The sequence below is a fragment of the Kaistia terrae genome (genome assembly GCF_026344005.1).
GTDB classification, from domain to species: Bacteria; Pseudomonadota; Alphaproteobacteria; order Rhizobiales; family Kaistiaceae; genus Kaistia; species Kaistia terrae.
The window spans coordinates 74830-99964 of the sequence record NZ_JAPKNH010000001.1; the positions used below are offsets into that span (position 1 = coordinate 74830).

At 58.7% G+C, this 25135-nt stretch carries 19 protein-coding genes, 2 tRNA genes and 1 pseudogene; 20 read left to right on the forward strand and 2 right to left on the reverse strand.

Annotation, left to right across the window (positions count from 1 at the left end; all coding sequences use genetic code 11):
- Positions 1-272: 272 nt before the first annotated feature.
- Entirely contained in the window at positions 273-992 is a 720-nt protein-coding gene (locus tag OSH12_RS00390; protein ID WP_266341523.1) for a sulfotransferase family 2 domain-containing protein, read from the reverse strand.
- 643 nt (positions 993-1635) lie between these two features.
- Positions 1636-1712 (reverse strand) — tRNA-Pro (locus tag OSH12_RS00395).
- A 184-nt stretch (positions 1713-1896) separates the two neighbouring features.
- Here OSH12_RS00395 and OSH12_RS00400 point away from each other — a divergent pair.
- The 20 genes and pseudogenes from OSH12_RS00400 to OSH12_RS00495 all read left to right on the forward strand — a co-directional run bounded on the left by OSH12_RS00400 (position 1897) and on the right by OSH12_RS00495 (position 24678).
- A tRNA-Gln gene (locus OSH12_RS00400) sits at positions 1897-1971 on the forward strand.
- A gap of 690 nt (positions 1972-2661) precedes the next feature.
- The gene (locus OSH12_RS00405) at positions 2662-3222 is read left to right on the forward strand and encodes a transcription termination/antitermination NusG family protein (protein ID WP_266341524.1); all 561 of its coding nucleotides are present in this window, start codon (positions 2662-2664) and stop codon (positions 3220-3222) included.
- Positions 3223-3549: 327 nt separating this feature from the next.
- Positions 3550-4818 (forward strand): annotated as a pseudogene (locus tag OSH12_RS00410) (nucleotide sugar dehydrogenase).
- Positions 4818-5852: an NAD-dependent epimerase gene (locus tag OSH12_RS00415; RefSeq protein WP_266341525.1), complete on the forward strand. Its 1035-nt coding sequence runs from the start codon at positions 4818-4820 to the stop codon at positions 5850-5852. Before OSH12_RS00410 ends, OSH12_RS00415 begins: the two are co-directional and overlap by 1 nt.
- On the forward strand, positions 5849-7585 hold the full coding sequence (locus OSH12_RS00420; protein ID WP_266341526.1) for an ABC transporter ATP-binding protein: 1737 nt from the start codon (positions 5849-5851) through the stop codon (positions 7583-7585). The genes OSH12_RS00415 and OSH12_RS00420 overlap by 4 nt, the downstream gene beginning before the upstream one ends.
- An 8-nt stretch (positions 7586-7593) precedes the next feature.
- Positions 7594-8610: a polysaccharide pyruvyl transferase family protein gene (locus tag OSH12_RS00425; protein WP_266341527.1), complete on the forward strand. Its 1017-nt coding sequence runs from the start codon at positions 7594-7596 to the stop codon at positions 8608-8610.
- Between the two features lie 5 nt (positions 8611-8615).
- Entirely contained in the window at positions 8616-9440 is an 825-nt protein-coding gene (locus OSH12_RS00430; protein ID WP_266341528.1) for a glycosyltransferase family 2 protein, read from the forward strand.
- A complete protein-coding gene (locus OSH12_RS00435; RefSeq protein ID WP_266341529.1) occupies positions 9421-10452 on the forward strand; it encodes an EpsG family protein in 1032 nt (343 codons plus the stop codon). Before OSH12_RS00430 ends, OSH12_RS00435 begins: the two co-directional genes overlap by 20 nt.
- Complete coding sequence (locus OSH12_RS00440) at positions 10449-11588, forward strand: glycosyltransferase family 4 protein (RefSeq protein ID WP_266341530.1); 1140 nt, start codon at positions 10449-10451, stop codon at positions 11586-11588. The genes OSH12_RS00435 and OSH12_RS00440 overlap by 4 nt, the downstream gene beginning before the upstream one ends.
- A 21-nt stretch (positions 11589-11609) precedes the next feature.
- On the forward strand, positions 11610-12779 hold the full coding sequence (locus OSH12_RS00445; protein ID WP_266342411.1) for a glycosyltransferase family 4 protein: 1170 nt from the start codon (positions 11610-11612) through the stop codon (positions 12777-12779).
- Positions 12780-12803: 24 nt separating this feature from the next.
- Positions 12804-13400, forward strand: coding sequence for a sugar transferase (locus OSH12_RS00450; RefSeq protein ID WP_323180602.1), 597 nt, complete (start codon positions 12804-12806; stop codon positions 13398-13400).
- A 13-nt stretch (positions 13401-13413) separates the two neighbouring features.
- Entirely contained in the window at positions 13414-14061 is a 648-nt protein-coding gene (locus tag OSH12_RS00455) for a NeuD/PglB/VioB family sugar acetyltransferase (RefSeq protein ID WP_266341532.1), read from the forward strand.
- A gap of 29 nt (positions 14062-14090) precedes the next feature.
- Positions 14091-15266 carry a DegT/DnrJ/EryC1/StrS family aminotransferase gene (locus OSH12_RS00460; RefSeq protein ID WP_266341533.1) on the forward strand — a complete coding sequence of 392 codons (1176 nt, stop codon included), beginning with the start codon at positions 14091-14093 and terminating at the stop codon, positions 15264-15266.
- A 235-nt stretch (positions 15267-15501) separates the two neighbouring features.
- Positions 15502-17436 carry a polysaccharide biosynthesis protein gene (locus OSH12_RS00465; protein ID WP_266341534.1) on the forward strand — a complete coding sequence of 645 codons (1935 nt, stop codon included), beginning with the start codon at positions 15502-15504 and terminating at the stop codon, positions 17434-17436.
- Between the two features lie 250 nt (positions 17437-17686).
- Positions 17687-18169, forward strand: coding sequence for a hypothetical protein (locus OSH12_RS00470; RefSeq protein WP_266341535.1), 483 nt, complete (start codon positions 17687-17689; stop codon positions 18167-18169).
- A gap of 81 nt (positions 18170-18250) precedes the next feature.
- Positions 18251-19084 (forward strand): tyrosine-protein phosphatase, encoded by an 834-nt coding sequence (locus OSH12_RS00475; RefSeq protein ID WP_266341536.1) that lies wholly within the window; start codon positions 18251-18253, stop codon positions 19082-19084.
- The gene (locus tag OSH12_RS00480; RefSeq protein ID WP_266341537.1) at positions 19074-19832 is read left to right on the forward strand and encodes a polysaccharide biosynthesis/export family protein; all 759 of its coding nucleotides are present in this window, start codon (positions 19074-19076) and stop codon (positions 19830-19832) included. Before OSH12_RS00475 ends, OSH12_RS00480 begins: the two co-directional genes overlap by 11 nt.
- 56 nt (positions 19833-19888) lie before the next feature.
- Positions 19889-22243: a GumC family protein gene (locus tag OSH12_RS00485; protein WP_266341538.1), complete on the forward strand. Its 2355-nt coding sequence runs from the start codon at positions 19889-19891 to the stop codon at positions 22241-22243.
- Positions 22131-23390, forward strand: coding sequence for a tetratricopeptide repeat protein (locus OSH12_RS00490; RefSeq protein ID WP_266341539.1), 1260 nt, complete (start codon positions 22131-22133; stop codon positions 23388-23390). The genes OSH12_RS00485 and OSH12_RS00490 overlap by 113 nt, the downstream gene beginning before the upstream one ends.
- Positions 23371-24678 (forward strand): O-antigen ligase family protein, encoded by a 1308-nt coding sequence (locus OSH12_RS00495; RefSeq protein WP_266341540.1) that lies wholly within the window; start codon positions 23371-23373, stop codon positions 24676-24678. The genes OSH12_RS00490 and OSH12_RS00495 overlap by 20 nt, the downstream gene beginning before the upstream one ends.
- The last annotated feature ends 457 nt before the right edge of the window (positions 24679-25135 follow it).

Here is a 25135-nt window from a genome sequence, read left to right on the forward strand (position 1 = left end):
TCGGAAGTGCACCGCTGATTCATCGGATCGGATAGTTCGAGCGTTCGTGGATGTGCGGACGCATCACGTCGCGAGTGCTTCGGCTGGGCGCGTGCCCTTCGCCGTTGCATCTGAAACCGCCGTGCGGTCATCTTTTTTATCGGAACGGCGCCATCGCGATCCGGAGTAAGATCGATATGCTTTGAAACGCCACTTCACCTCTCCCTGAGGCAGAGGTGAAAAGTCGGATTCGAGCCAGATGTTTCTGGCTCCAGACCAAAGGGCAGGGCCTCCTATTGCTGACTTTTCGGTTCATCCCACCCAAAGAGCTTGATCTCGGCACGACACAACCGGCTTACTCGTTGGATCTGGGCCTTTGAAAGACCTGTGACGGTATCGGAGGCGGTGCGGTGGCCAGTCTTGTGGCGCGGAAGATCGTCGACCGATATCGGAAGCCCAAGAAACTGCGCCACCTCGCCCAGTTCGCTTTTGAGGCGTCCATAATCCAAAACTTGGTCGGCGACCACCGCTCCGCCAGCATCGGCATATATCGGGAGATTCGACCAGAACTCGACCAGGGGATCGTCTTCCCCGTTCTCTAGCTTGTCGAGAAATTGATCAAAGGAGATCTCTCTACCGAGTCGATGTTGTCTCCAGGACCATAGCGAGATCAATCGATCCCATGGTTGTCGCTCTATGCTGAATTTGAAGTATTGCTTCCAGACTCGTTCTCCGACATGTCGACGAACATCCAGGGCGCTTGCGTGCTCTCCGAGCCGGAGCACTGGGCGAAAGAAACGCAGCAGTTTCTTGGCTGGACGTTCGAGTATTGGAAAGCGGGTCGTCGCGTGTGGTGTGCCCAGAACGGGCAGGTTGGCTCCCCAATTCTGCCTGCTCGTTGCCACGAAATCCATTTGACCAAGTTGAGGAATCAACCAGCCCTCAACAGAGGTGCCGGCGGTCTTTCGTGACTTCAGGAAGATGAACTCATGCTTGTGAGATACGATTGTCATTGCGACAGCAGAAGTATGAGTGGGACTTCTTTTGGAAACCTCCCACGTAGGGAGACGTCCGTCAATTGACGCACCAGGCCGTCACTGCTCCAGCATGGTAGCCTTCAGGGGAGGGCGAACGGCGCGGCGTTCTAGCAGGGCCCGCGTCCCGCTTCGGCGCCGTAGTCTTGGGGTTAAGACATGCCGGGGGGGGCAGGTGGCGCCGTGCCGCCAGCATGAAGCGATAGAGACCTGGCCCCTATGGCCCCTGGTGCGGCTGAGCCCAAGGGTCGATGGCCAGCCTCGCCCGTGTCGGTCCTATCGCTCGCGCTCGCGGTGTGGCCACGACGCCAGTTGACGAGGCGCTTCGTCGCGAAAGCCGGCCGCTGACACCGCTCTGCGGTATTGCGGCAAAGATTGCCCGCCATAATCAGCCGGCCGCTGCCATACGGTGGTGGCGGAGTCGTTTTTGTGCGTTCCCACCCATCCGAAAATCTGGGCCACCAGAACAGCCTCCCGCTACGATCCGGAACTGGAGTTTGGAGCGGTCATGGTTCGTGGGGGAGAAGCCTAGAAACAGAGACAATCTCGGGCTCGATCTTGGGCCCATGGTTCCGCCCCGGTGGGGGTAACTCAGATTTCTCAATGTTCTCGGGAAGATCGATGGTCGGAGTGGCAGGATTTGAACCTGCGACCCCCTCGTCCCGAACGAGGTGCGCTACCAGGCTGCGCTACACTCCGTGACCGCCGATGAGCCGGGTTATAGACAGAGGATTCGGTAGCCGCAAGGGGTGTTGTGCAGGTCTTGAACGACCCTGTGGATGACGGATGAAGAGGGCTGTTGATGACGGGGGTGGTGGACCGTTGCGGGCGGGCTCCCAACCGTCTATAGGACGGTCGCTGCGGTGTCTTCGGACCCGCCTGCTGGGGCGTCGCCAAGTGGTAAGGCAGCGGTTTTTGGTACCGCCATTCGGAGGTTCGAATCCTCCCGCCCCAGCCAGCGCATAAAACCGAAGAATCAACGACTTCTAGGCATATCGATCGTTGCTACGATCGATATGCAAAGGCCATCCCGAAGTTTTGGCTCCCGGCTGGCCGCCTGCTTCTATGCGCTTGGATGTTGAACGGGAACTGTAGCCTCCATCGGGCGCGTGGGCTGCTGTTGAAGTGCGGTAGCGGTTTGCGGCTATCACGCAGGCAGCCTGACTTAGTTTCCCGCCGCAATGTCGTGGGAGTTCAGCCAGGCGACGACGTGTCAGAAATGACGACGGTTTGGCCTTCAGATGGGAAAATTTGAGTGGCGTCTCGTCGCCATCGACTATTGGCCGGAGACATCTTGCGACGCCGGTCTCCTAAGGCTGACGCCGTTGTGCATCTTTTGAAGCAACCAGACCATAGATGCTTTCGTCATAAATTAGGCCACCTTATCGACTGTGCGTCAAATTTGCTTCAGCTCGGCGGTCGATTGCGAGCGCTGCTGCGCCAATGAATGCGAAAGCTCAGCCCTGTTGACCCGGCCGGCCTGCGAAAGATGGTTTGCCAGGCGGGGCGAAGCGGGAATTTTTTGCCTTATCAACTGTGGTCGCCCCGTTGCCCTTGGGGCGCCTAGGCCCGTTGGGTGGATGGTGCTATGTCATTCAGCCGGTCATTCTCTCGCTCTCTCCAGGCTAGAACTTCTCGTAAGGTTACCATGCCACTGCCAGGCAAAGTACGAAATGAAGCGCTCGGGGGCTTTCCTCGGTCATCGCAATCTGGACGACGCTGGTATGTCGCCGCGTCTCAACCGGGGCGCGAAGATGTAGCTCTTCTAAATTTGGGTCGTCAGGGCTTCGTCTCCTGGTTGCCTCGGCAGCGGCGCATGGTGCGACATGCGCGCAAAGCCTTTGAGAAATCAGTAGCTTTTTTCCCGGGATATATTTTTGTCTCATTGGACCTTGCAGCCGATCGTTGGCATCCGATCAACTCAACCATAGGCGTTCGATCGCTGATCATGCAGGGGGGGCGGCCAATGGCATGCCCGTCCGGGTTGATCGAAGGGATGCAAATTCTCGCAGATTCGTCAGGTGTAATGAATGAGCAGCAGATGTTGGCTGAGGGTAGCCAAGTGCGCGTGCTCGTAGGTCCCTTCGCTGAAATGATCGGTACGCTTACCCGGGCTGAGGGAGCTGGTCGCGTGCGTGTACTCCTTGATCTGATGCAAACTCAGGTTGCCATTCAGATGGATGCCCGTGATCTGACCGCATCCTACTGAGGCATGATCGAGAATCATGCCTCACCGCAACTTCGCGCAAATTTTGGTTTAGAAATTCACTTGATTTAATCATCTTGATAAGTGATGACTATCATCTGCTCGCGCGTGTTTCACCCGCGAGTGCGGTAGCTATGTGCCAACTCACCGATATCGACGTACGAAGCGAAGCGCTGTGTAATTTGCTGCGCTGCGTGTGATGCGTGTTTTTGTGACGCTCGCGGAATTTCGCGTTCGCTGGAGCGGTGAAATTTCTACGCTACTGCCCGCGACGATCGGAAAGATTTGGCGCGACGTTGCCAGTCGTATTTTCAGGGGGAATTCTTGGATCTGAACCACGCCAAAATCGCGGTGATTGGACTCGGCTATGTCGGCCTGCCACTAGCGCTTGCGTTTGGAAAATCGCGCGACGTCATAGGTTTTGATATCGATGCGGGCCGGAGTGATGCACTGCGTCGTGGCCATGACGCCAACCCTCGAAGCTACCGCCACGGAATTGGCTGAAGCCAAGGGGCTTCAGTTTACGAGCGAAATTGATTCTCTCAGGCAGTGTGGTGTCTTCATTGTCACGGTTCCGACCCCGATCGATCGGGCGAACCGACCCGATCTTGGGCCCCTCATTCGAGCATCCGAAGCGGTCGGACAGGTCGTTTCGGCTGGCGCTGTCGTGATCTTCGAGTCCACCGTATATCCTGTCTGCACAGAGGAAGTATGTGCGCCGATCATCGAGCGTTGCTCGGGCCTCAAACTGAACGAGGGCTTTTCCTCGGCTACTCGCCGGAGCGCATCAATCCAGGCGACAAGGCGCACCGGCCCCAGACGATCGTGAAAGTGACCAGTGGCTCGACGCCGGCGGCTGCCAATGCGGTCAATGAGCTATATGTATCAATCGTAGAGGCCGGGACCCATAGAGCCAGCAGCATCGCCGTTGCGGAAGCGGCCAAGGTGATCGAAAACACCCAGCGTGACCTCAATATTGCGCTAATGAACGAAATTTCAATCATCTTTGGCAAGCTCGGCATCGATACAAACGAAGTACTGGAAGCTGCGGGGACAAAGTGGAATTTCCTGCGCTTTTCGCCGGGCCTGGTCGGTGGGCACTGCATTGGCGTGGACCCCTATTACCTCACGCATAAGGCGCAGGAGCTTGGCTATCATCCCGAGGTCATCCTTGCCGGGCGGCGGATCAACGATGCTATGGGCCAGCACGCTGCGGATCAGACGGCTCGCCTGATGATGCAAAAAGGTATTCCGGTGGTCGGGAGTCGCATTCTCGTTATGGGTGCCGCCCTCAAGGAAAACTGCCCAGATATTCGAAATTCGAAGGTGGCCGACATTGTCGCCCGACTTAGGGAATACAACGCCGAGATTGACATCTGGGACCAATGGGTCTCGCCCGAGGATTGCTCCAGAACCCTTGGTATCACCAGTACCATTCACCGGCCCAGCAAGGCTTATGACGGCGTTGTCGTCGCCGTGGGCCATCGCGAGTTCCACGAGCTCGGTGATGAAGGCATTATGGCTCTTACGAAAGACAATTCGGTGATCTACGACGTCAAGGGCATCTATTCCCGATCGATCACGGATGGCCGCTTCTGATGAAAGTCCTGGTAACCGGCAGCGCAGGCTTCATCGGCTTCCATGTTGCCAAGCGCCTGCTTGAGCGCGGCGACGAGGTCGTCGGCTTCGACGTCGTGAATGACTACTACGACCCGGCCCTGAAGGAAATGCGGCTAGCGAAGCTGCAGGAGACCAGCCGGCAGACCAATTCGGGCTTCCACTTCGTCCGCGCCAACCTCGCGGATCGCTCCACGATCGAGCGCTGCTTCGGCGACCATAAGTTCGACCGCGTGATTCATCTCGCGGCCCAGGCCGGCGTTCGCTACAGCCTCGAAAACCCCCACGCCTATGTCGAAAGCAATATCGTCGGCTTCACTAACATCCTCGAGGCTTGCCGGCATGCCGAGGTCGCGCATCTGACCTATGCCAGCACATCCAGCGTCTACGGCGCCAATACCGACATGCCCTTCTCGGAGAGCAAGGGCGTCGATCATCCGCTGCAGTTCTACGCCGCGACGAAGCGCGCCAACGAGTTGATGGCGCATTCCTACAGCCACCTATTCCGGTTGCCGACCACGGGGCTGCGCTTCTTCACGGTCTATGGTCCCTGGGGCAGGCCGGACATGGCGCTCTTCCTGTTCACCAAGAGCATCCTTGCCGGTGAGCCGATCCGCCTGTTCAACAATGGCAACCACACGCGCGATTTCACCTATGTCGGCGACATCGCCGAGGGCGTCATTCGCGCCAGCGACCAGCCCGCGGCTCCCAATCCTGCTTGGGACAGCGATGCGCCCGATCCGGCCACCAGCAACGCCCCGTACCGGATCTTCAACATCGGCAACAACGATCCGGTGAAGCTGACAGAATATGTCGGCGCACTGGAGGAGGCGCTCGGCCTCAAGGCGACCATCGAACTGCTGCCGCTGCAGCCTGGCGACGTGCCGGACACCTTCGCTGACGTTTCCGCCCTGCAGGCCGCCGTCGGCTACAAGCCGGCGACGCCGGTGCGTGAAGGCGTCCGCGCCTTCGTCGATTGGTACCTTTCCTACTACGAGGGTGGCGTGCGCCCGTGAAGTCCCGCTCCATGATCGGCGCGCTGCGCGAAATTTTCGCGCATGTCTCGCCGCAGCGTCGCCGCCAGCTCTTTCCCGTGCTGGCGCTGATGTTGGCCGGCGCCCTGGCCGAGCTGGTGTCGATTGGCGCCATCCTGCCCTTCCTGGTGCTTGTCGCCGATCCGCAAAAAGCGATGGCCGTCGGCCCGTTGCGCAGCGTGGTGGAAAGCATCGGGCTCGACACGCCGGCCCGCGTCGTGACCGCGGCGGCGATCGTGTTCGCGCTCTCGGCCGTCGTGGCCGGAGCCGTCCGGCTGCTGTTAGTCTGGATTAGCCAGCGCTATGTCTTCGGCATCGCCAAGGAGCTCGGCGTCGCTGTCTACAGCCGCACGCTGCACCAGCCCTATGCTTATCACGCCGGCCAAAACAGCAGTGATACGCTGGCGGCGATCAACAAGGCGCAGCTCGTCAGTACGCAATTGCTCGTGCCGCTGATGCAGGCGGTCAGCGCCACCGTCATTGCGATCTTCATCCTCGCCGGCCTGCTGTTCATCGATCCGGTTGTGGCGCTCGGCTCGGGCCTCGGCTTCGGCGCGATCTACCTGCTGGTCATCGTGACGACGCGGCGCGTGATGCGGCGTAATGGCCGCATCATCGCAAAGGCGCAGGGCGAGCGGCTGCAGGCGGCGGGAGAGGGGCTTGGTGGCATCCGCGACGTCCTGCTCGATCGCTCGCAGGAGGTCTTCATTCAGCGTTTCGAGGAAGTCGAGGCGCGGTTGCGCACGGCCCAGGCGACCAACAATTTTCTAGCCCAGACTCCGCGCTTCATCGTCGAGGGGCTGGGGGTGGTTTTGATCGCAGGCTTGGCGCTGCTGCTCAGCTTTCGTGATGGCGGCCTTATCGCGGCGATCCCACTGCTCGGTGCTCTGGCTCTTGGCGCGCAGCGCCTGGTGCCACTGATGCAGCAGATCTATTCCGGCTGGGCGATGGCGCTGACCAACGGCACGATGCTCCATGACATCCTCGATATCCTGCGCTTGCCGAATGCGCCGCAATTCGAAGCGCCGCGCGACGGCGACAAGCTGCCCTTCGGCCGCGAGATCGTGCTGGAGTGTGTCGGCTTTCGCTATCCGTCCGCAGGTCGGCCGGCGCTGGAGAATGTCAGCCTCACTATCCCAAAGGGCGCTCGCGTCGGCATCGTCGGCAAGACCGGCAGCGGCAAGTCGACCCTGATGGACCTCGTCCTTGGCCTGCTATCGCCGAGCCAGGGGCGGATCCTCGTCGACGGCGTGCAAATCATTGATCCCAACCGCATCGCCTGGCAGGCGCAGATCGCCCATGTGCCTCAGGCGATCTATCTCGCCGATGCGACGGTCGCCGAAAACATCGCCTTCGGCGTGCCGAAGCACGCAATCGACCGGGCCCGCGTCGAAAGCGCCGCGCGGCAGGCGGAGTTGATGGACGTCATCAAGCGCCTGCCCGAGGGCTTTGATACCTTCGTCGGCGAACGCGGAATCCGCCTCTCCGGCGGCCAGCGCCAGCGCATCGGTATCGCGCGGGCGCTGTACAAGCAGGCGACGGTGTTGGTGTTCGATGAAGCGACGAGCGCGCTGGACAACGAGACGGAAGATGGAATCATGCAATCAATCGCGCGAATTGGCGACGATATTACGGTTTTTATCATCGCCCATCGATTGAATACAATCAGAGAAGCGACGATCCGCATCGATCTCGACCGTATTGGCAGTACCTGAGGGTGGCCATGACCAGGTATTTGCTTATTGGGTATTACGGATTCCGAAATTTCGGGGATGATTTGTTCAATGAAGCCTTAGTTGACCTCATTCAAAGACGATTTCCGGGATCGAATATTACCATCGCTTGCTCGAGTAGTATTATTTCGAAAGGTGTATCATTTGTTTCGCCAAGATGGGGGCGCTTCTGGCGGTCTGAAACAGTTCCTGCTGCGATTTTTCGGAATGTTGTCCTAGCTTATCTTGTTACCAGATCGGATGTCGTAATCATTGGCGGCGGGTCGCTGTTTCAATCTGCAAGGCCGTTTGACCGGCTTCCACTTTTGATCCGGTTTGCCAAAGCTCTCGGGCGCAAGGTCTTGGCGATTGGCGTATCCGTAGGCCCGCCAAAGCCTGGTGAAGAACTGCGCGTCGCGAAGCTTGTTAGAGGCCTTGATAGGGTTGGAGTGCGCGACGGCGCCTCTTGGGACTTCTGCGTCAGGAACAGTGTTACTTCCCGCGTGTTCACGCACGATCTGGCGATGGGATACATCTCCCCTCGCAATCATAGAAAAGGTCGGACACTGGGGGTGGCGCTTCATGGCGACCGCTATAGCGGGCAGTTCAAATCAGCGATCCTGAGGTTGGTTGGGCAGTACGACGACATCGTCCTGTTTTCGCTCGATGCGGGTTCGAGTGAGTGGGTTCACAATTGTATAGTAGATATCGCCTCCTTTCATTCCGCTGCAAAGTGTAGCGTCGTAGAATACATGGGAGATACGGGCGAGGTACTGAATGGCCTGGCGGAGTGCTCCTTGGTTGCAACTTCTAAACTTCATGGGGCGATCGCTTCATGGGCGTTGGGCGTGCCATTCCTCTTGGACGAATATCATCCAAAGTGTTCGGCCTTTCTCTCAGAAATCAATTGGTCAAACGATTTCGAGGCAGTCCCGGCACTTCTCTATGAGAAATGGGAGGATGAGGTGTCGCGTCCAGCCCCTGATGTCGTCAGGTTAGTTCAATCCGAGTTCCTTGGCGTTAAGTAGATATCATGGACTTCACTATTGTCATAACTACATTCAATCGCGCCCACCTAGTTTCCAGGGCAATACGGTCTGCCCTTGTCTGGTATACGCCTGAAATGACCATAGTAGTCGTTGACGACGCCTCGGAAGACGAAACTCAGAGTGTTATCCTTCAGTTGTTTGAGAAGGAAATCCGAAATGGCGTGATTGAATATGTGCGCCTCCCAGTTAATCTCGGAGCCTCCGGGGCCAAGAATGCCGGGGTCGAGAAGAGTAAAGGGGAATGGGTAGTTATACTCGACTCGGATGATGAGCTGATTCCAAACGCATTCGAGGTAGTTTCAAGAACTATCATAAAGCATGCCGGTGATGACGGAGTTTTTTTTCGGAGTATTGATGGCCAGACGGGGGAAAAGGTTGGTCCCCCGCAGAGCCCTATCTACCTCGGCCCGAAGGAAATATTTTCGCCCGGCTTGCCAGGAGAAACCTTACTCGTAGCAAAGCGGGCGACGCATTTGCGTTTTCCGTTTCCTGTCGAGCTCAGGGGGTGCGAAAGCCTGGCGTTCCGTAGCATGGCCGTGGGCGGGTTACGGCTAAGGCTGACCGACACGCCTGCACGAATCTACCATCAACCGAGCTTTGGCAGGCTGTCGGTTGGGGCCGGATTTCGATCGAGATACAAGTACATAGCGGTCTATCATTGGAGGAGTGCAGGCTTCTGGAGACATGCTGGTCTGAAGCACGCGGCTATTTCTTCAGCAAAGTCCGTAGTTTACGCACTGCTGTATGCCTCATGGAGACTAGATTCGTTTTGGCAGAGTAGGAGGTCCAGTGATCCAAAGGGCACCTAATCGGCCGAACGCTGCGCTCTGGATTGGTGTTTCACTATTTCTCCTCGCCGTTCTTGTCACAGCGTTCACCACGGATCTCCAGGAAAAGATAAATTCTGATATCTATTCGGATCTCTATCGATATCAGGTCGCGTTTGGGCAGATAGGCCAGTCTGGGCTCATCAATTATATTGCAACGATGCGATATGAGCCACTCTATTTGGGTAGTACTTGGGTATTCAATTGGTTGGATTTGCCGCTAACATCATTCGTTTTCTTTGTTAAAATATGTCTTGCGTGGGCGTATTACGCATTTTGTCTGCATCTGAATCGACGACCGATCGTATCAATGTTTGTGGCGGCGGCTTTAGTGATGTCGCCGCTTTTTGCTTCGTTTACGGAGAATATAATTCGGCAAGGATCCGCCTTCGCGGTCTTCTTGTACTTCTGTATTCTCTGGATCGAAGGCCGCCGGGCGGCAGCACTGGTGCTCTCACTGGTGGCCGTGTCGCTTCACTTGAGTGCGATTGTCTGGATCGGGGCGATGATCGCCGCCCTGCCGATTGCCAGAAGGTTCAAGTTTTCGACGTTGCTCGGATTTCAAATCCTTATCCTAATTGTTTATATGACTAACGTCATGGTTGGGCTGACTCCTTATCTGTCCTATATCTTGTCTTTAGTCGGATCCGATTATTATCGCTATGCCGAGTTCGGAGCAGCAACGCCCCCTAGCTATAACGTTGGATTTAAGATTAGTTTCTTTCTCGCATCATGCGCATTACTCACTGGGTTTGTCCTGAATCGTTCTAGAGGGAATTGGAGTAGCTCACTGGCCCAATTGTTCGTGTTCTCTCTCGTTATGACGTTCCTGTATGTTTGCGCCAGCGGTGTGCCCTTTTACGATCGCATAGCGACGCCGGCGTGGGCCCTTATCCCCGCGGTCTGGGGTGGGTTGCTGCTGCGACCTTGGACACGACACCCCGCTCTCCGCTCTTTTGAGCGTTTTCCAGTTCCACGTACGGTTAGGTCATGACTTTGCCCCGCAGATTAGTGTCTCGACTGGATGTGACCTCACAGCCAGCATTCGGTCTTGATGAAAGGACGGCGTGGCGGATACTACATGTGATTTCCGCTCCAGGCGGGGGCGGCGCTGAGCTTTTAGTTCGCGAATTGAATAGAATGTTACGTCTCAGGGGGATTTCAAGTGAAGTGGTCTATCTCACCAACCCCCAAGGCGTGCCGCTGGAGCCCGGAGAGGTATCATTGGATGCCGACTCGCCTCGATCGGCGATAGCTTGCGCGCGATTGGTAAAGTACTTGGGGGGGGTGGACCTCAGGGAATATATCGTCCATGCTCATTTGACTTGGCCAATATACTTCACGGCGCTTATTCTTCTGTTTAGGCGAAGGCGCGCGGTCGTGACGGAGCATAATACTCATAATCGAAGAAGAAATATTCCTGGAATGAGATGGGTCGAGCGTATCGTCTATGGACGGTACTCTCGCATATTCTGCATATCGGACGGTGTCCGGGAGAGCCTCGCAGGCTGGCTGGCGCAGCCGGCGTTGGAGCAGCGTCTGCGTTTGGCACGAAACGGCGGTCGAATTTTGACTTTCCAATCGGATCGGCGCAGAGAGATTGATCGACTGCGCATCGTTTCCGTCGGCTCCCTGACGCACAAGAAGGGCTTCGATCTCGCCCTCAATGCGATCGCTACAATCAAGGACAGTGTTTCTTCCTACTGTATAGTTGGGGAAGGGCCGCTTAGAGCTGCTTTGCAGGACCATGCGAAGCAACTGGGTCTCAGCGATATCGTCAGATTTGTCGGCTGGCAGGAAGATCCGACTACTTTTTACCACGAGGCCGATATCGCGCTCATTCCCTCGCGATGGGAGGGATTCGGGGTGGTGGCTGTGGAGGCGCTTTCGACGGGTTTGCCGATTGTAGCTTCAGACACCCCTGGACTTCGGGAGGTCGTGGAAGCAGGACCGGCCAACATTCTGGTTGATACGACGAATGCCGAAGGGATGGCGACCGCAATTCTCGAGTTGAGGGAACGAATTGGTTCCGGGGTGACTTTGCCTGGCGGTCAGAGAGTCGCGGCAGAACGGCATTCGTTGGACAGCATGGCGGATAGTTACATCGCAGAATATGCACGGATAGCATAAGTAGATTATATGTCTGACGTAATGAACAAGTCTAGGTCTTCCGAGTCAATAGATTCTGACCTTCGACCCTCGGGCATTCGGCGAGTCGCGATCTTGGCGTCGTCGCCTCAATCTTTGATTACTTTCCGAGGGAATCTAATATCGGCTCTTTCGACGAGAGGTCTCGACGTAATCGCGACTGCCCCTCTGATGGACAACAAAGTTATAGATGGCTTGTCGTTTCTAGGGGCAAGAGCGATAGGCTTGAACCTGTCACGGACAGGGTTCAATCCGTTCGCAGACCTTCAAGCCCTGATGCAGTATCGTCAGATGTTCTTGGACAACGAGGTCGATGTTGTCATTCCCTACACAATCAAGCCGGTTATCTGGGGGACTCTGGCGGCCAGGCGTACCGGTGTTATTCGTGTGGTCCCGATGATCACTGGGCTTGGCTATCCATTTTCAAATGGGTACGAGCCAAGGCGCCTTATCGCTCGGTTCTTCGCCTGCGTACTGTATCGGCTGGCGTTCTCGAGAGCAAACGTTGTGCTCTTTCAGAATCCGGATGACATGGCGTTGTTCCGAAAGTGGCGAATACTGCCTGGGAAAATGCCTGCGGCGGTGATCAACGGTTCGGGAGTGGACCTTGTCGAGTTCTCTCCGGTGCCGATGCCGATCCGGCCCGGCTTTCTGATGATTGCACGCCTTCTCCGGGACAAAGGCGTCCATGAATTGGCTGCCGCGGCGAAGTTGCTCAAAGCGCAGTACCCGGATATTGCGGTCAGGCTCGTTGGTAGCCTGGACGAGTCTCCCAACGGTATTCGTCAGTCGGAGTTGGAAGATATCACCGGATGCGGTGTCGAGTATCTCGGCCGACTTGACGATGTTCGGCCGGCGATCGCTGAGAACAGTGTCTATGTTCTGCCATCCTATTATCGCGAGGGGACGCCGCGCTCGACGCTGGAGGCGATGGCGATGGGACGGGCGGTGGTGACCACCGACGCGCCGGGCTGTCGCGAGACGGTGGTGGAGGGCGTAAACGGCTTCCTCGTGCCGCCGCGCGACGCTGTCGCACTCGCCGCCGCGATGGAAAAGTTCATCCGCGATCCCGGTCTCGCGGCGCGCATGGGCTCGGAATCGCGGCGAATTGCCGAAGAGAAATACGACGTCAACCTCGTTAATGCGGAGATCATGCGACATGCGGGCCTATAGGCAAAGTTCAGGCGCGCGGACGTGCTGAAGCGCATTTTCGATATCGCGGTGGCCTTTGCCGCTCTCGTAATTCTTGCGCCCGTGCTTCTTTTGGTCGGTTGCCTCGTCCATCTGAAGCTGGGCAGTCCGTTTCTATTCGAGCAGATGCGACCCGGCCGCGACGGGCGTCCGTTCCGGATGTTGAAGTTCCGCACCATGCTGGATGCGACCGACGCGCAGGGCCGGCCTTTGCCGGACCAGGAGCGGCTGACGTCGTTCGGTCGGCTGCTGCGCTCGAGCAGCCTCGATGAACTGCCGGAACTCTGGAATGTGCTCAATGGTGATATGAGCCTGGTCGGTCCGCGCCCGCTGCTGATGGACTACCTGCCGCTTTATTCACCCGAGCAGGCGCGGCGGCACGAGTTGCGCCCCGGTATCACCGGCTGGGCGCAGGTGAACGGCCGCAATGCGCTGAGCTGGGACGAGAAATTCGCACTCGATGCCTGGTATGTCGACAACCGCAGCTTTGGTCTCGATGTGAAGATCCTCTGCATGACGATCGCCAAGGTGTTGCGTCGGGACGGCATCAGCGCCGCCGGCGAGGCGACCATGACCCCCTTCGAGGGGCAGAAGACTACATGAAGGCTACAGTAGGGTGGATAATTCATTGAATCGTTTGGCAATTTACGGCAGCAGTGGGTTCGCGAGGGAAGTGCTTCCGTTGGTGCGACAACAGCAGGGGGGGCCGTTGGACGTCGTCTTTGTCGACGATGACGTGTCGCTATGGGGGACAGAAGTGGCCGGCATCCCGGTCGTTCCGTTCGAGAAGGCGGTCAGCGAAGATAGGAGTTTCACGCTTGCGATTGCGGACTCCGCTGCTCGCAGGAGGCTGGCGTCTCGATGCGAGGCGAGTGGTGTGAGCTTCTTCGATGTGCAGGCTAAGTCTGCAGCATCTTTTGATCGAGTTGATGTCGGTATCGGTTTGATTGCGTGTGCGAATGTCGTTCTGACATCGGATATAAGAATCGGGTCGCACTTCCACGCAAACATATACTCATACGTTGCGCACGACTGCATCATTGGTGACTATGTTACCTTTGCTCCGCGCGTAAATTGCAATGGAAATGTTCATATTCATGATGGCGCCTATATTGGAACCGCCGCGATCCTCAAGCAGGGCCGTCCAGGAAAGCCGTTGATAATCGGTGCTGGTGCGGTGGTTGGAATGGGCGCCGTAGTCACAAAAGATGTCGAAGCCGGAAGTGTGGTCGTCGGCAATCCGGCTCGCGTCCTTGCAAAGTAGCGGTTCGCGGCGCAACAACAGGTAGAGCCTTGCTCAATACATCCTTCTCCCCCTGGCCTTCCTTCGCTGTCGAGGAGGGCGATCTCGTGCGCGACGTGCTCTTGTCCAATCGGGTCAACTACTGGACTGGCGAGCATGGGCGGCGGTTCGAGCAGGAGTTCGCGGACTGGTGCGGCAGCCGGCATGCCGTCGTGGTCGCCAATGGCACGGTGGCGATCGACTTAGCTTGGATCGCGCTCGGAATCCGGCCCGGCGACGAGATCGTTGTGACTTCTCGGACGTTCCTTGCCTCCGCTTCTTCGATCGTCAATGCCGGCGCGGTTCCTGTTTTCGCGGATGTCGATCCGGACAGCCAGAACATCACGGCCGCAACGGTCGAGCGGGTTCTGACCTCGCGCACCAGAGCTATTCTCGCCGTGCATCTGGCTGGTTGGCCCTGCGAGATGGACGGATTGCGACAACTGGCGACGGCGCGCGGACTTTACCTGGTCGAAGATTGCGCCCAGGCGCATGGCGCGCGCTATCAGGGCAAACCAGTCGGCACGCTCGGCGACATCGCCGCATGGTCGTTCTGCCAGGACAAGATCATGACCACTGCCGGCGAGGGTGGCATGGTGACCACCGACAATCCGGAATGGTGGTCGCGCATGTGGTCCTACAAGGATCATGGAAAATCCTTTGAAGCCGTCTATCAGCGCGAGCACTCGCCCGGCTTTCGCTGGTTGCACGAAAGCTTCGGCACGAATTGGCGGCTGCCTGAAATCCAGTCCGCTATCGGCCGGTTTCAGCTGAAGCAGATGGATGCGTGGCACGCCGCACGAACGAGGAATGCGGAAGCGATCCTGGACGCCGCGCGGTCATCGGCGGTGTTGCGTGTCCCGGTCATGCCGAACCATATCGAGCACGGCTGGTACAAGTGCTACGCCTTCGTGCGTCCCGAGCGCCTGAGCGCGGATTGGTCGCGCGACCGGATCATCGCCGAGATCGTGGCGCGCGGCGTGCCCTGCTATTCGGGGGCGTGCTCGGAGATCTATCGCGAGAAGGCGTTTGACGGGACTGGCTGGCGCCCGACGCAGCCATTGCCCGTCGCAAGGGAACTCGGCGAAACCAGTCTGATGTTTCTGGTCCATCCGACGTTGACCGCGGACGAGATTGAAAAGACCCGCTCCACGATCCTTGAGGTCAGCGACCTGTCGTTGCGCTAGGTCGCGCGGCGACTGCCTAGGCTTCGTCGGATGAATCTTAGTCCCGCAAATTCATAGTGTCGCGCACGTTTCCCGAAAGAGTGGCGCTCGCCCAGGCGGCGATCGTCACCGCGGCAAGTCCTGATATCGATCTGGCGCCGGTCGCCTATCCACCTTCCGTAAAAATCCATTCATATGGATCACTCGCATGGCGCGGTTTCGCGCCAGAGGTCGAATAGTGTCTCGAATACAAGCATTGCGTCCCCTTGATTTTTTGCATGAGCGGGCGCGTGGCCTGTCTCGTCCACAAAAGCAGTTGATCATCGCGGCGATGGATCTGGTTCTGATCGGCGTTTCGTTGTGGGCGGCGTCCGCGGTTCGGCTGGGTGGGGTTTGGCCTGACGAAGTATGGGGGGAGGGGTGGCCGCTGCTGGTGGTGCTGCCGCCGATCGGCGTCGCGCTGTTCCATGGACTGGGGCTTTATCGGTTCGTGCTGCGTTCGCTGGGCCGGCATGACGTCATCCGGATCGCGCAGGCGAGCTTCATGCTGTCCCTGATCCTGGCGGCGTTCGGCTTCTTTGATTTCGGACTGTTCCTGCCGCGCTCCACGCCGATCATCTTCGGGCTGCTGCTGGCCTTCTTGATGGTGATCGGCCGCGGCGCTGCCAGGAGTTACTATCAGCTGCTGCGAGAGCGCGGCTTCCAGAAGCGCCCCGTCATCGTATATGGCGCCGGCGAGAGCGGCCTCCAATTGGTGGCCGCGCTGCATGCTGGACGCGAGTTCCGGCCAGTCGCCTACCTCGACGACGACAAGGACCTGCAGGGACGGTTCATCGCCGGAAGGCGGGTCCATGCACCTGGCGATGTCGATGCGTTATCGAAGAGATTCGCCGCGACCGACGTATTCCTGGCGCTGCCTTCCATCTCGCGGGCACGGCGGAAGGAGATTGTTAGCTTTCTGTCGCAGCGACCCGTCAGGGTTCAGACCATTCCCTCTATGGTTGAGCTGGCGGCGGGCTTCGAGAATATCGACCGGCTTCGGGAAGTAGGTGTCCAGGAACTGCTCAATCGCGATGCGGTCGATCCAGTGAGCGCCTTGTTCTCCTCCGTTCGCGGTAAGTCCGTGATGGTGACGGGGGCCGGCGGATCGATCGGCTCGGAACTGTGCCGGCAGATACTAGCGATGCAACCGTTGCGGATCGTGCTGTTCGAGATGTCCGAGGCAGCGCTCTACTCGACGGAGATCGAGCTGCGCGAGTTGGCGGCGGAGGTGGATGTCGAGCTCGTGGCGACCCTGGGCTCCGTCTGCGATGAGGCTCGGCTCCACCAGATCGTGCTGGGCTATGACGTCGAGACAATCTACCACGCCGCCGCCTACAAGCACGTGCCTCTGGTCGAGGCGAACCCGCTAGAGGGTATCCGCAACAATATCTTGGGGACTCGGGCGGTGGCGCGGATCGCCGCCATCTGCGGGGTCGACCGGGTGATCCTGGTCTCTACGGACAAGGCGGTGCGGCCGACCAGCGTCATGGGCGCAACCAAGCGGCTGGCCGAGATGGTGCTCCAGCATGCGCAGGCGCAAACGGCCGAGACCATTTACTGCATGGTGCGCTTCGGGAACGTGATGGGGTCGTCGGGCTCGGTCATCCCGCTGTTCCAGAAGCAGATCGCCGCGGGAGGGCCGGTGACTGTGACCCATCCCGAGGTCATCCGCTATTTCATGACGATTCCCGAGGCCGCGCAGCTAGTTGTACAGGCTGGCAGCCTCGGCAAGGGCGGTGACGTGTTTTTGCTCGACATGGGCACCCCGGTTGCGATTCTCGACCTGGCAAAGCGGATGATTCACCTGTCCGGGCTAGAGGTTAAAGATGCCGAGACGCCGCAAGGCGACATCGAGATCGCCTTCACGGGCTTACGTCCTGGCGAGAAGCTGTTCGAGGAACTGCTGGTCTCGGGCGATGTGCTTTCGACATCACATCCAAAGATAATGCGGTCGATGGACGGGCCGACGGATTTTCACGATCTTGATGCCGCTCTGATCGAACTTGAGAATGCGGTTCGCGATCACGACATCCAGGGCGCACTACGTGTCTTGCAACGTACTGTCGAGGGATTTGAGTCGGAGTATATTCCGCCTGAATTGCCGACTCAGTTGATTGGCATCATGTTAAGCGATACACAGGCCGCATAGTCGCGGGCATTATTTGAGAAAAATACACTAGATCGCAAAATTTATATTTTAGATTTGCGGACTGAATAGGATTTTATCCGTTACAAATTGTGAATAATCTTACGACTGTTCACTGTTTTTGTGCCGCTTGATCGTAAAAGTTGTTCCGCCTGGATTTGGACCGCTCTTGATTTGCGGACTTTAGGTTGCTAGTCTGAAATTGAATGCGCTGGCTTGTAATAAGCTGGTCATACTGTTGAGAGGGTTACCGATGTCTGCAGCAAGGCTTATCGCCTCGGGCATGATCGCCATGGCGGCTGTTTCGGGAATTTCGGTTTCTGGTGCGCAGGCGCTGACCGCGGGTGATTGCGGGTGCTTCGCGGCCTCTACGGCTCAGGCCGCTATTCTGACGTCGGCGAGCGGGCGCGTCGTGGTGTCCGGCAGTGCGGCTCCCCGGATCGGTGTTTCTGGCCAGAAGCTGTTTGTTGGAGAGCGTGTCGCCGTCGGTGCGAACGGTGCCGCCAAGGTTTCTATCGGGTCGTGCGGCCTCGCAGTTCAGTCCGGACAGGAACTGCTCCTGCAACGGGTTCAGGGTGGGGTTTGCGCGTCCGTGCCGGGTGGTGCTGTCGCTCCGGGTCTTGCCGCCAAGTCGAGCATCCCGACGGTCCCGTTGGTCATTGGTGGGACAGCTTTGGTGGCCGGAGCGGTCGCGCTTGCGGTCTCGTCCGGTGAGGATTCTCCCGCCAGTCCCTGATAGTCATTGGACCTGACGAGATTTATTTGTATCTGGTGGTGTATTGGCGGGCTTGAGTCTCGACTGGCCGGGGCTTAGCCTGTGATTGATCTTCATACTCATATTCTCCCAGCCTGCGATGATGGCTCGCCAGATCTGGCGACCTCTATCGCGATGGCGCGCATGGCTGTCGCCGATGGCATCCGTGTGATGGCGTGCACGCCGCACATCATGCCCGGCCTCTATCACAATGATGGTGAGGGTATTTCGCGCCGGACCGATGCCTTGCAGGCTGCGCTCGATGAGGCTGGCGTTGATTTGCGGCTCGTGACGGGCGCGGATATCCACATCGTCCCGGATCTGGCGCAGAAACTAACGACGGGTTTCGCGCCGACGCTGGCGGGGACGCGCTATTTCCTGCTGGAGCCGCCGCACCACGTCCTGCCGCCGCGGTTTGCCGAGTTCGTGCAGAAGTTGATCTCGGCCGGATACACGCCGATCCTTACCCATCCCGAGCGGCTTACCTGGATGCAGGCCCATTACGGCATCCTCGAGCGGGTCAACGCGATGGGCGCGTTGCTCCAGATTACCGCCGGCTCGGTGACCGGCAATTTCGGCGCTTCGGCGCAGAAGTTGGCGGAGCGGATGCTGGGCGAGGGGAGGGTCGATCTCTTTGCGAGCGACGCGCACAACCTGAAAGGCCGCCCGCCGGTTCTGTCCAGGGCCTTCGCGGCCGTCGAGGCTTCGCTCGGATTGGCAGAGGCTAACCGGATGTTTGTCGAGACGCCCGGGCGCATTCTCGCCAACGAACGGGTCGAACCCGTAGGCCAGACACAGTCCGGCAGGGGATCCATGCAGAAGCGGCCAAGCGGCCTTCGTCGTCTCCTGGGTAATTCGATGCGACACTTTTTGGGAGATCGGCGCCATGAAGGCTAGACCGCGAGTTAGACGTTACGGAGTCATCGCGGCGGCCGCCTTGCTGGCCGGTTGCACCGTGGGTGGCGCCGAGCGCCCGGCCAGCGGCGTGGCTACACCTGTTACGACGTCGTCATCGACTGGCCAGTACAATGGCGCGTTGCGTCAGGTTGCCGAATTGCCGGCGCCGCCCTCGACGGCGGGAGGCACTGAACAACCCGTTGCCGTTGCAGACACGCTGGAGATATTCGTCTTCCAGGTCCCCGACCTTTCGCGCACCGTCCAGGTCGATAGTACCGGCCGGATCAGCCTGCCATTGGTTGGGGCGCTCTCTGTTGCCGGGAAACCCTTGCGCGCCGTTGAGGCGGAGATTACGCGCGCCTATTCGGCGAATTATCTCCAGAACCCGCAAATCACGGTCGCCGTAAAGGACTCGGTCTCACGACGCGTCACGATCGATGGCGAAGTGGGGCGCTCCGGCGTGTATCCGCTACCGCCAACAGCGTCGCTGCTCGACGCGATCGCCCTTGGTGGTGGCCTGAGCAAAATAGCGGATGAGCACAAGGTGTATGTCTACCGTGACATCAACGGTCAGAAGCTGGTCGCCAACTATGATGTCGGGCAGATCCGGGCGGGACAGCGCGGCGATCCGCGCCTCTATGGCGGCGATGTTGTCGTTGTATTCAGCTCTGGCAGCAAGATTGCGATGCAGAATCTGAAGGAAGCCTTGGGCGTGGCGACACCAATTGCGCGTCTTGCGATTCCATAGCGCCATGCCGCCAATTCTGAATTTACGGGGCCAGATCTATGCATGACCGGCGTACCATGGCCTTGGATCGCGATGGTGCCGCGAACCTGCCTGCCAATGATTTCTATAATGGCCCTGGATATGGGCAGCGCCTGTATGGCTACCCGGAAGCGGAGGAGCCCGCAGGCATCGACCCGCTCCGGCTGCTGTTCTATATCGTCGAATATCGCTGGCTGATTGCTATCCTGCTCGCGGTAGGCCTGGTCTCCGGACTAACCATCACGATGATGCAGACGCCAAAGTATCAGGCGACGGCGCGACTTGAAGTGCAGATTCCATCGGCACGCGTGTTCCAGGATATGGAACTCGTCTCCGAGTCTTCCGACATCCGGGCCTTCCTGACGGCTCGCGAACGATTGAAGAGCCGTGCCTTGGCGCAGCGCGTCGTGCTCGGGTTGGGCCTGTCTGAGCGGACGGCCTTTCTGTTCCCTGCGCCCGATTTCGCCATCGGCAATATTTTCCGTCGTGCTTTTGGGGCTAGTGCTTCGGAGGCGTTGGATGATTATGCGCCGGAGGAACGCGAGGAAATTGCGATCAATCGGATTGTCGACAATCTTGCTGTCGATCTCGTTACCAACACGAGCCTGCTGTCCATCAATTATCGAGACCAGGATCGTCGCACGGCGCAAGAGGTAGCCAACCAGATCGCCCAGAGCTACATCGACCAGCGCGTCGACCAAACCGGTGCGACGTCGGAACTGGCGCGGCAATTTATCCAGGATCAGGTCGGTCAGGTTAAAACCAAGCTGCAGAGATCCGAGCAAGAACTGGTCGACTACGCTAAGGAAGCCGGCATCACGGTCACCGGCTCGGAAGGTTCATTGATCGAAAATAGTATGCAAGCGATCAATGCCGCGCTCTCGAAGGCCGTCGAAGACCGTCTTAGTCAAGAGCGACTGGTTCAGCAGATCAACGCGGGCCGCGGGGCGAGCCTTGAACAGGTTCTGGTCAGCGAGGGACTGCAGAAATTGCGGGGTGAGATCGCTGCGCGTAGTGCCGAATATCAGCAAAAACTAGGAACCTTCAAGCCCGGCTTTCCCGAAATGCAGCAACTTCAGGCGCAGATCAGGGAACTGCGCAAGCAATATGACGACGGTGTTGCCATCATAACGGATGGTGTCCGGCTAAAGCTCGACGATGCGACCGCCGAAGAGGCCGATCTGAAGCAAAAGTTAGCCGAGATGCAGGCCGAGCAGGCCACGTATCAAGATAAAAATATACGTTATACGATACTAAAGCGTGAGGTTGACTCGGATCGAGCGCAGTACCAGAGCCTGATTGGGAAGTTAAGCGACGCGAACATTACATCGGAACTGCGTCAGCAGAACGCGGTTATTGTTGATTTGGCACCGCTGCCACGGTTCCCGGTCTCTCCGAGGCTTTCGATCAACCTGGCAATCGCTATCATGCTATTCGCGGCTATGGCCGCTACGATTATCTATGTCCTTGAGCTGCTCAACAATACATTCGTCAATCCCGATCAGGTCGAGAAGGAACTGCAGTTGCCTGTCATGGGCATTCTGCCTGAGGTGGATGCGGAGCTTTTGGCCGAGAGCATCGCGGATCCGACCTCCGGATTGTCGGAAGCCTATCGGAGCCTGCGGACCGCCCTTCAGTTTTCCGGCACTGACGGGGCTCCCAAGACGCTTGTGATCACATCGTCGGAACCGTCCGAAGGAAAATCGACCACCGTCTTCAAATTGGCCAAGGATTTCGGCGTGCTCGGCCAAAAAGTCCTGGTCATTGACGGAGATCTCCGCAAACCAAATGTGCATCGTCAGTTTAGTATCGACAACACACTCGGGCTGAGCAATCTGCTGACAAACACGGTGCGCGCTGAGGAATTGTCAACCGTGGTGCGGCAGACCAAGGAAGAGAACGTCTGGGCAATCACGTCCGGAACCATTCCGCCCAATCCGGCCGATTTGCTGTCGTCGCAGCGCATGGCCCAGTTAATCGAGAGGATGTCGCAGCGCTTCGATTTGGTGCTGATCGATGCGCCGCCTGTGGTCGGCCTATCGGACGCGCCGATCCTCTCGCGTCTCGCTCAGGGTACATTGCTCGTCGTTTGTGCCAACAAGGTCACTCGGAAGTCCGCCAAGAATGCGCTGAAGAGGCTGAAGTCCGCCGGGGCGCAGGTCGTAGGGGCGGCCCTTTCCAGGTTCAGCGTCGGCAAGTTCGACTACAGCTATGCTTATCGATACATGAACTATCACTATTACAACTATGGCGGAGAGACGCCGAAGCTGGAGGGGCAGAGTGGCGACAGCAAGTCTGAAACGCAACAACCGGCCCATCGCCATCGCAATTTGGTCGGCCGCGCTCGTGTTGTCCTTGCTCGTCTTGGTCGAAGGCTTAAGCCGGTCGGTTGAAACCTCGGCGCCGCAGTCCGCACTACGGCTTAACCCCTTGAATGCTGATGCGCGTGTCGCGTCTCTCTCGAGCGCCCTCAATGGGCAGGATGAGCCCCAACCGGACCCTGCGGCGCTGGTCGATGATGCGAAGCGCGGCTTGTGGCTCGCGCCCGTGGATGCGCGTTTCCTGTCCTTGCTTGGCGAGGTGCGTCAACGCCAGGGGGACCGCGCGGCCGCCGAGCAGCTCTTCGCCTCGGCACATCGGGTCTCGCCAACGGAGTTGCACGCCCTTAGCCAATTGATACTGGCGGCCGGTGATCGTGGCGACGTTGTAGAGGCCGTGGGCCTGCTGGACGTGATGCTGCGTCGCTGGCCGAGTGAGCTCAAGGGGATAGAGTCGGCGCTGCCGGGACTACTGGCTAGTCCGGAAGGGCACCAAGCTGTCCTCGATGTTCTCCAGGCGGCTCCGCCTTGGCGCACTCGCTTCCTGGCTGCGCTGGCGCGAAGCGATGCAGGCCTGCCCTTGGCTTCGAGCCTTCTCCTGAACCTCTCTGATTCCGCGGCCTTCCCAACGCCCGGCGAAATTAGCACCGTCGTCAACGGCTTCCTGCGTGCCAAGCGTTATGACGATGCACATAGGCTGTTTCTACTGACCTTGTCTGATGCGGATTTCGGCCGTACCGGATTGGTGCATAATGGCCGCTTCGATGCCGCCGCCAGCCCATCGCCCTTCAATTGGCAGTTTGCCTCGACCTCGGCCGCAGAGGTCCGGTTCGATGGAGCGCCACCTTATGCTGGGGCAGGGGTCCGCTTTCTCAACAAGCCGGCGCGCGACATCCGCCTTCGCCAGACCGTCCTGCTCGGCCCGGGCCGTTACCGGCTCGCCGCTGAGACATCCGCCGTCAGCCTGGTCGTGCCGCGCGGTCTCTACTGGTCCGTCCGCTGCCTGACGCCGAGCCGCGAGATCGCCCGCATCGATGTCGATCCCGGGACCTATCGCGATCGCCAGATCTCGACAGAATTCGAGGTCGACGACTGCGCGGCGCAAAGCGTCGAACTGCGTTCCGGTCTCGTCGCGGATAGCTGGGTCTACCGTTATTCCGGTCGCGCCACCTTCCACAGCCTGGGCATTGAGAGAATCGACCGTGCAGCGTCTGGCAACTGATTGGCGCAAATATGCGCTGGGCACCGTAATGGTGCTGGCGATGATGCTCGGTGGAGGAGCCGCCTCGGGTCTTTGGACGGATTCTGCCCTCGAGGCGATTATCTTGCTGGTGTCGGCGAGTGTGCTGGCGGATCAAAACGGCGAGCCGATCGACAAGCGCGTGGTCTGGCTGGTGGGGGCCGTTTCATTCGTGGTGCTGTTGCAACTAATCCCCCTGCCGACCCTCCTATCCGAGGCCGTCCGCCCAGACCTCTTGGTTCGCACATCTGACGGCCGCCTTGGATTTTCTCCGATCAGCACAGATCTGGGGCGGACGCTGGGGTGCCTGCTCTATGTCTCGGCGCTGGCGTTTCTATTTCTTGCCATGCTCCGGATCCGGGGCGAGTGCCTGCACGGCCTGCTACCGTTCTTTTTGACAGGCGTGGCGCTCAATCTGGTGGTAGCCGCTATTCAATATGGCGCTTCCTCGCGGGTCGAGATTGCGACCGCATTGCCCTTCACGGTTACGGCCGGTGTCTTCGCCAACCGCAACCACCTTGCCTCGCTGCTCTATGCCTCCTTGCCATTCCTGATCTATCTGGCAACTTTTCGTGGCAAGGGAATCCTGGCCGGTATCGCAATGCTCTGCGTTCTATTGATCCTGCTCGCCGCGGGCTCGCGGGCGGGAGCTTTGATCGGCATTGCGGTCATGGTGCTATCGACTCTGTTCCTCAGCCTTCGTTCCCGGGTTGGGCTTGGAGCAATCGCTGGGCTAGTTGCCAGCCTTGGCGTCTACGCCATGGGCTCCTGGACGCTTCTCGAGACCCGGGGCATCGAAGATCTGAGCCGCATGCAAATGGCGCTCACGACCCTCGAAGGGATCGCTGACAATTGGTTTCTCGGCGTCGGCTTCGGGACGTTTGCGCGGGCGTATCCAATCTACCAGGACACATCTGAGATCTTCCGGAGCTACGTGAACCACGCGCACAACGATTTCCTGGAGCTGGCTTTTGAGGGGGGACTGCTGTCAGCCGGTCTCCTGCTCACCTACATCGCGCTAGTCGTCTGGCAGGTTGCCTCGGTTCGCTACAATTTGTTCCAGAAGGCTGCGGCGCTAAGCATTCTCTTCATTCTGGTGCATTCGGTCGTCGACTACCCCCTGAGAACGTTGGCTGTCGCGGTGCCGTTTATCTATTTCAACGCGCTGCTCTTCCACCTTGGTATCCGTCCCAAGGACCGGAAATCAGTTCGTCGAGTCCGGGTTCGCCACAACGGTCGGGAGATCCAGGTACCGATCGAGGCGCCGTAATGGGCATTTCGAGCATTCACGAAACCGGGTGTCGCTCGGGGGAGGGGACGTGACCATCTCCCTCGGACTAAACCGGCCGGGCAAGCGACACGCAGGATCAGGCGGGGGCGTCTTGGTCGGCGCGTATGCGGGCCCAATCATAAGCTAATTTTGCCAGACAACGGGCGCAACGATTCCTCCCCTACGTGCCCATAGGCCCGGAGGCGGCGTGGATCCCGGACCTCGCCAATGACCACCTCCTGCTCGGCGCGCTCGGCTTCTTCGTCGGCGCTGTGCTCTCCATGCGCGAGAGCCGATTGGGCCCGCGGCAGAGGCCTTCTTGGCGTGCAACTGTCGTGATACTCTCGCCCCGGCTGCACTCTCGGCCTTCTTCTCTGCATTCCAGACGATGTTCCAGATTTGGGTCGCACCTCCGATGTCGCCGGCACAATCCGGTGCGTTTGCGCGGGTGGTCCCT

Coding starts and splice junctions, on each gene's coding strand:
- OSH12_RS00415 (WP_266341525.1), top strand. CDS start 4,818: ATGAAAGTCCTGGTAACCGGCAGCGCAGGCTTCATCGGCTTCCATGTT.
- OSH12_RS00405 (WP_266341524.1), top strand. CDS start 2,662: ATGCCACTGCCAGGCAAAGTACGAAATGAAGCGCTCGGGGGCTTTCCT.
- OSH12_RS00430 (WP_266341528.1), top strand. CDS start 8,616: ATGGACTTCACTATTGTCATAACTACATTCAATCGCGCCCACCTAGTT.
- OSH12_RS00470 (WP_266341535.1), top strand. CDS start 17,687: ATGTCTGCAGCAAGGCTTATCGCCTCGGGCATGATCGCCATGGCGGCT.
- OSH12_RS00390 (WP_266341523.1), bottom strand. CDS start 992: ATGACAATCGTATCTCACAAGCATGAGTTCATCTTCCTGAAGTCACGA.
- OSH12_RS00425 (WP_266341527.1), top strand. CDS start 7,594: ATGACCAGGTATTTGCTTATTGGGTATTACGGATTCCGAAATTTCGGG.
- OSH12_RS00445 (WP_266342411.1), top strand. CDS start 11,610: ATGAACAAGTCTAGGTCTTCCGAGTCAATAGATTCTGACCTTCGACCC.
- OSH12_RS00480 (WP_266341537.1), top strand. CDS start 19,074: ATGAAGGCTAGACCGCGAGTTAGACGTTACGGAGTCATCGCGGCGGCC.
- OSH12_RS00440 (WP_266341530.1), top strand. CDS start 10,449: ATGACTTTGCCCCGCAGATTAGTGTCTCGACTGGATGTGACCTCACAG.
- OSH12_RS00485 (WP_266341538.1), top strand. CDS start 19,889: ATGGCCTTGGATCGCGATGGTGCCGCGAACCTGCCTGCCAATGATTTC.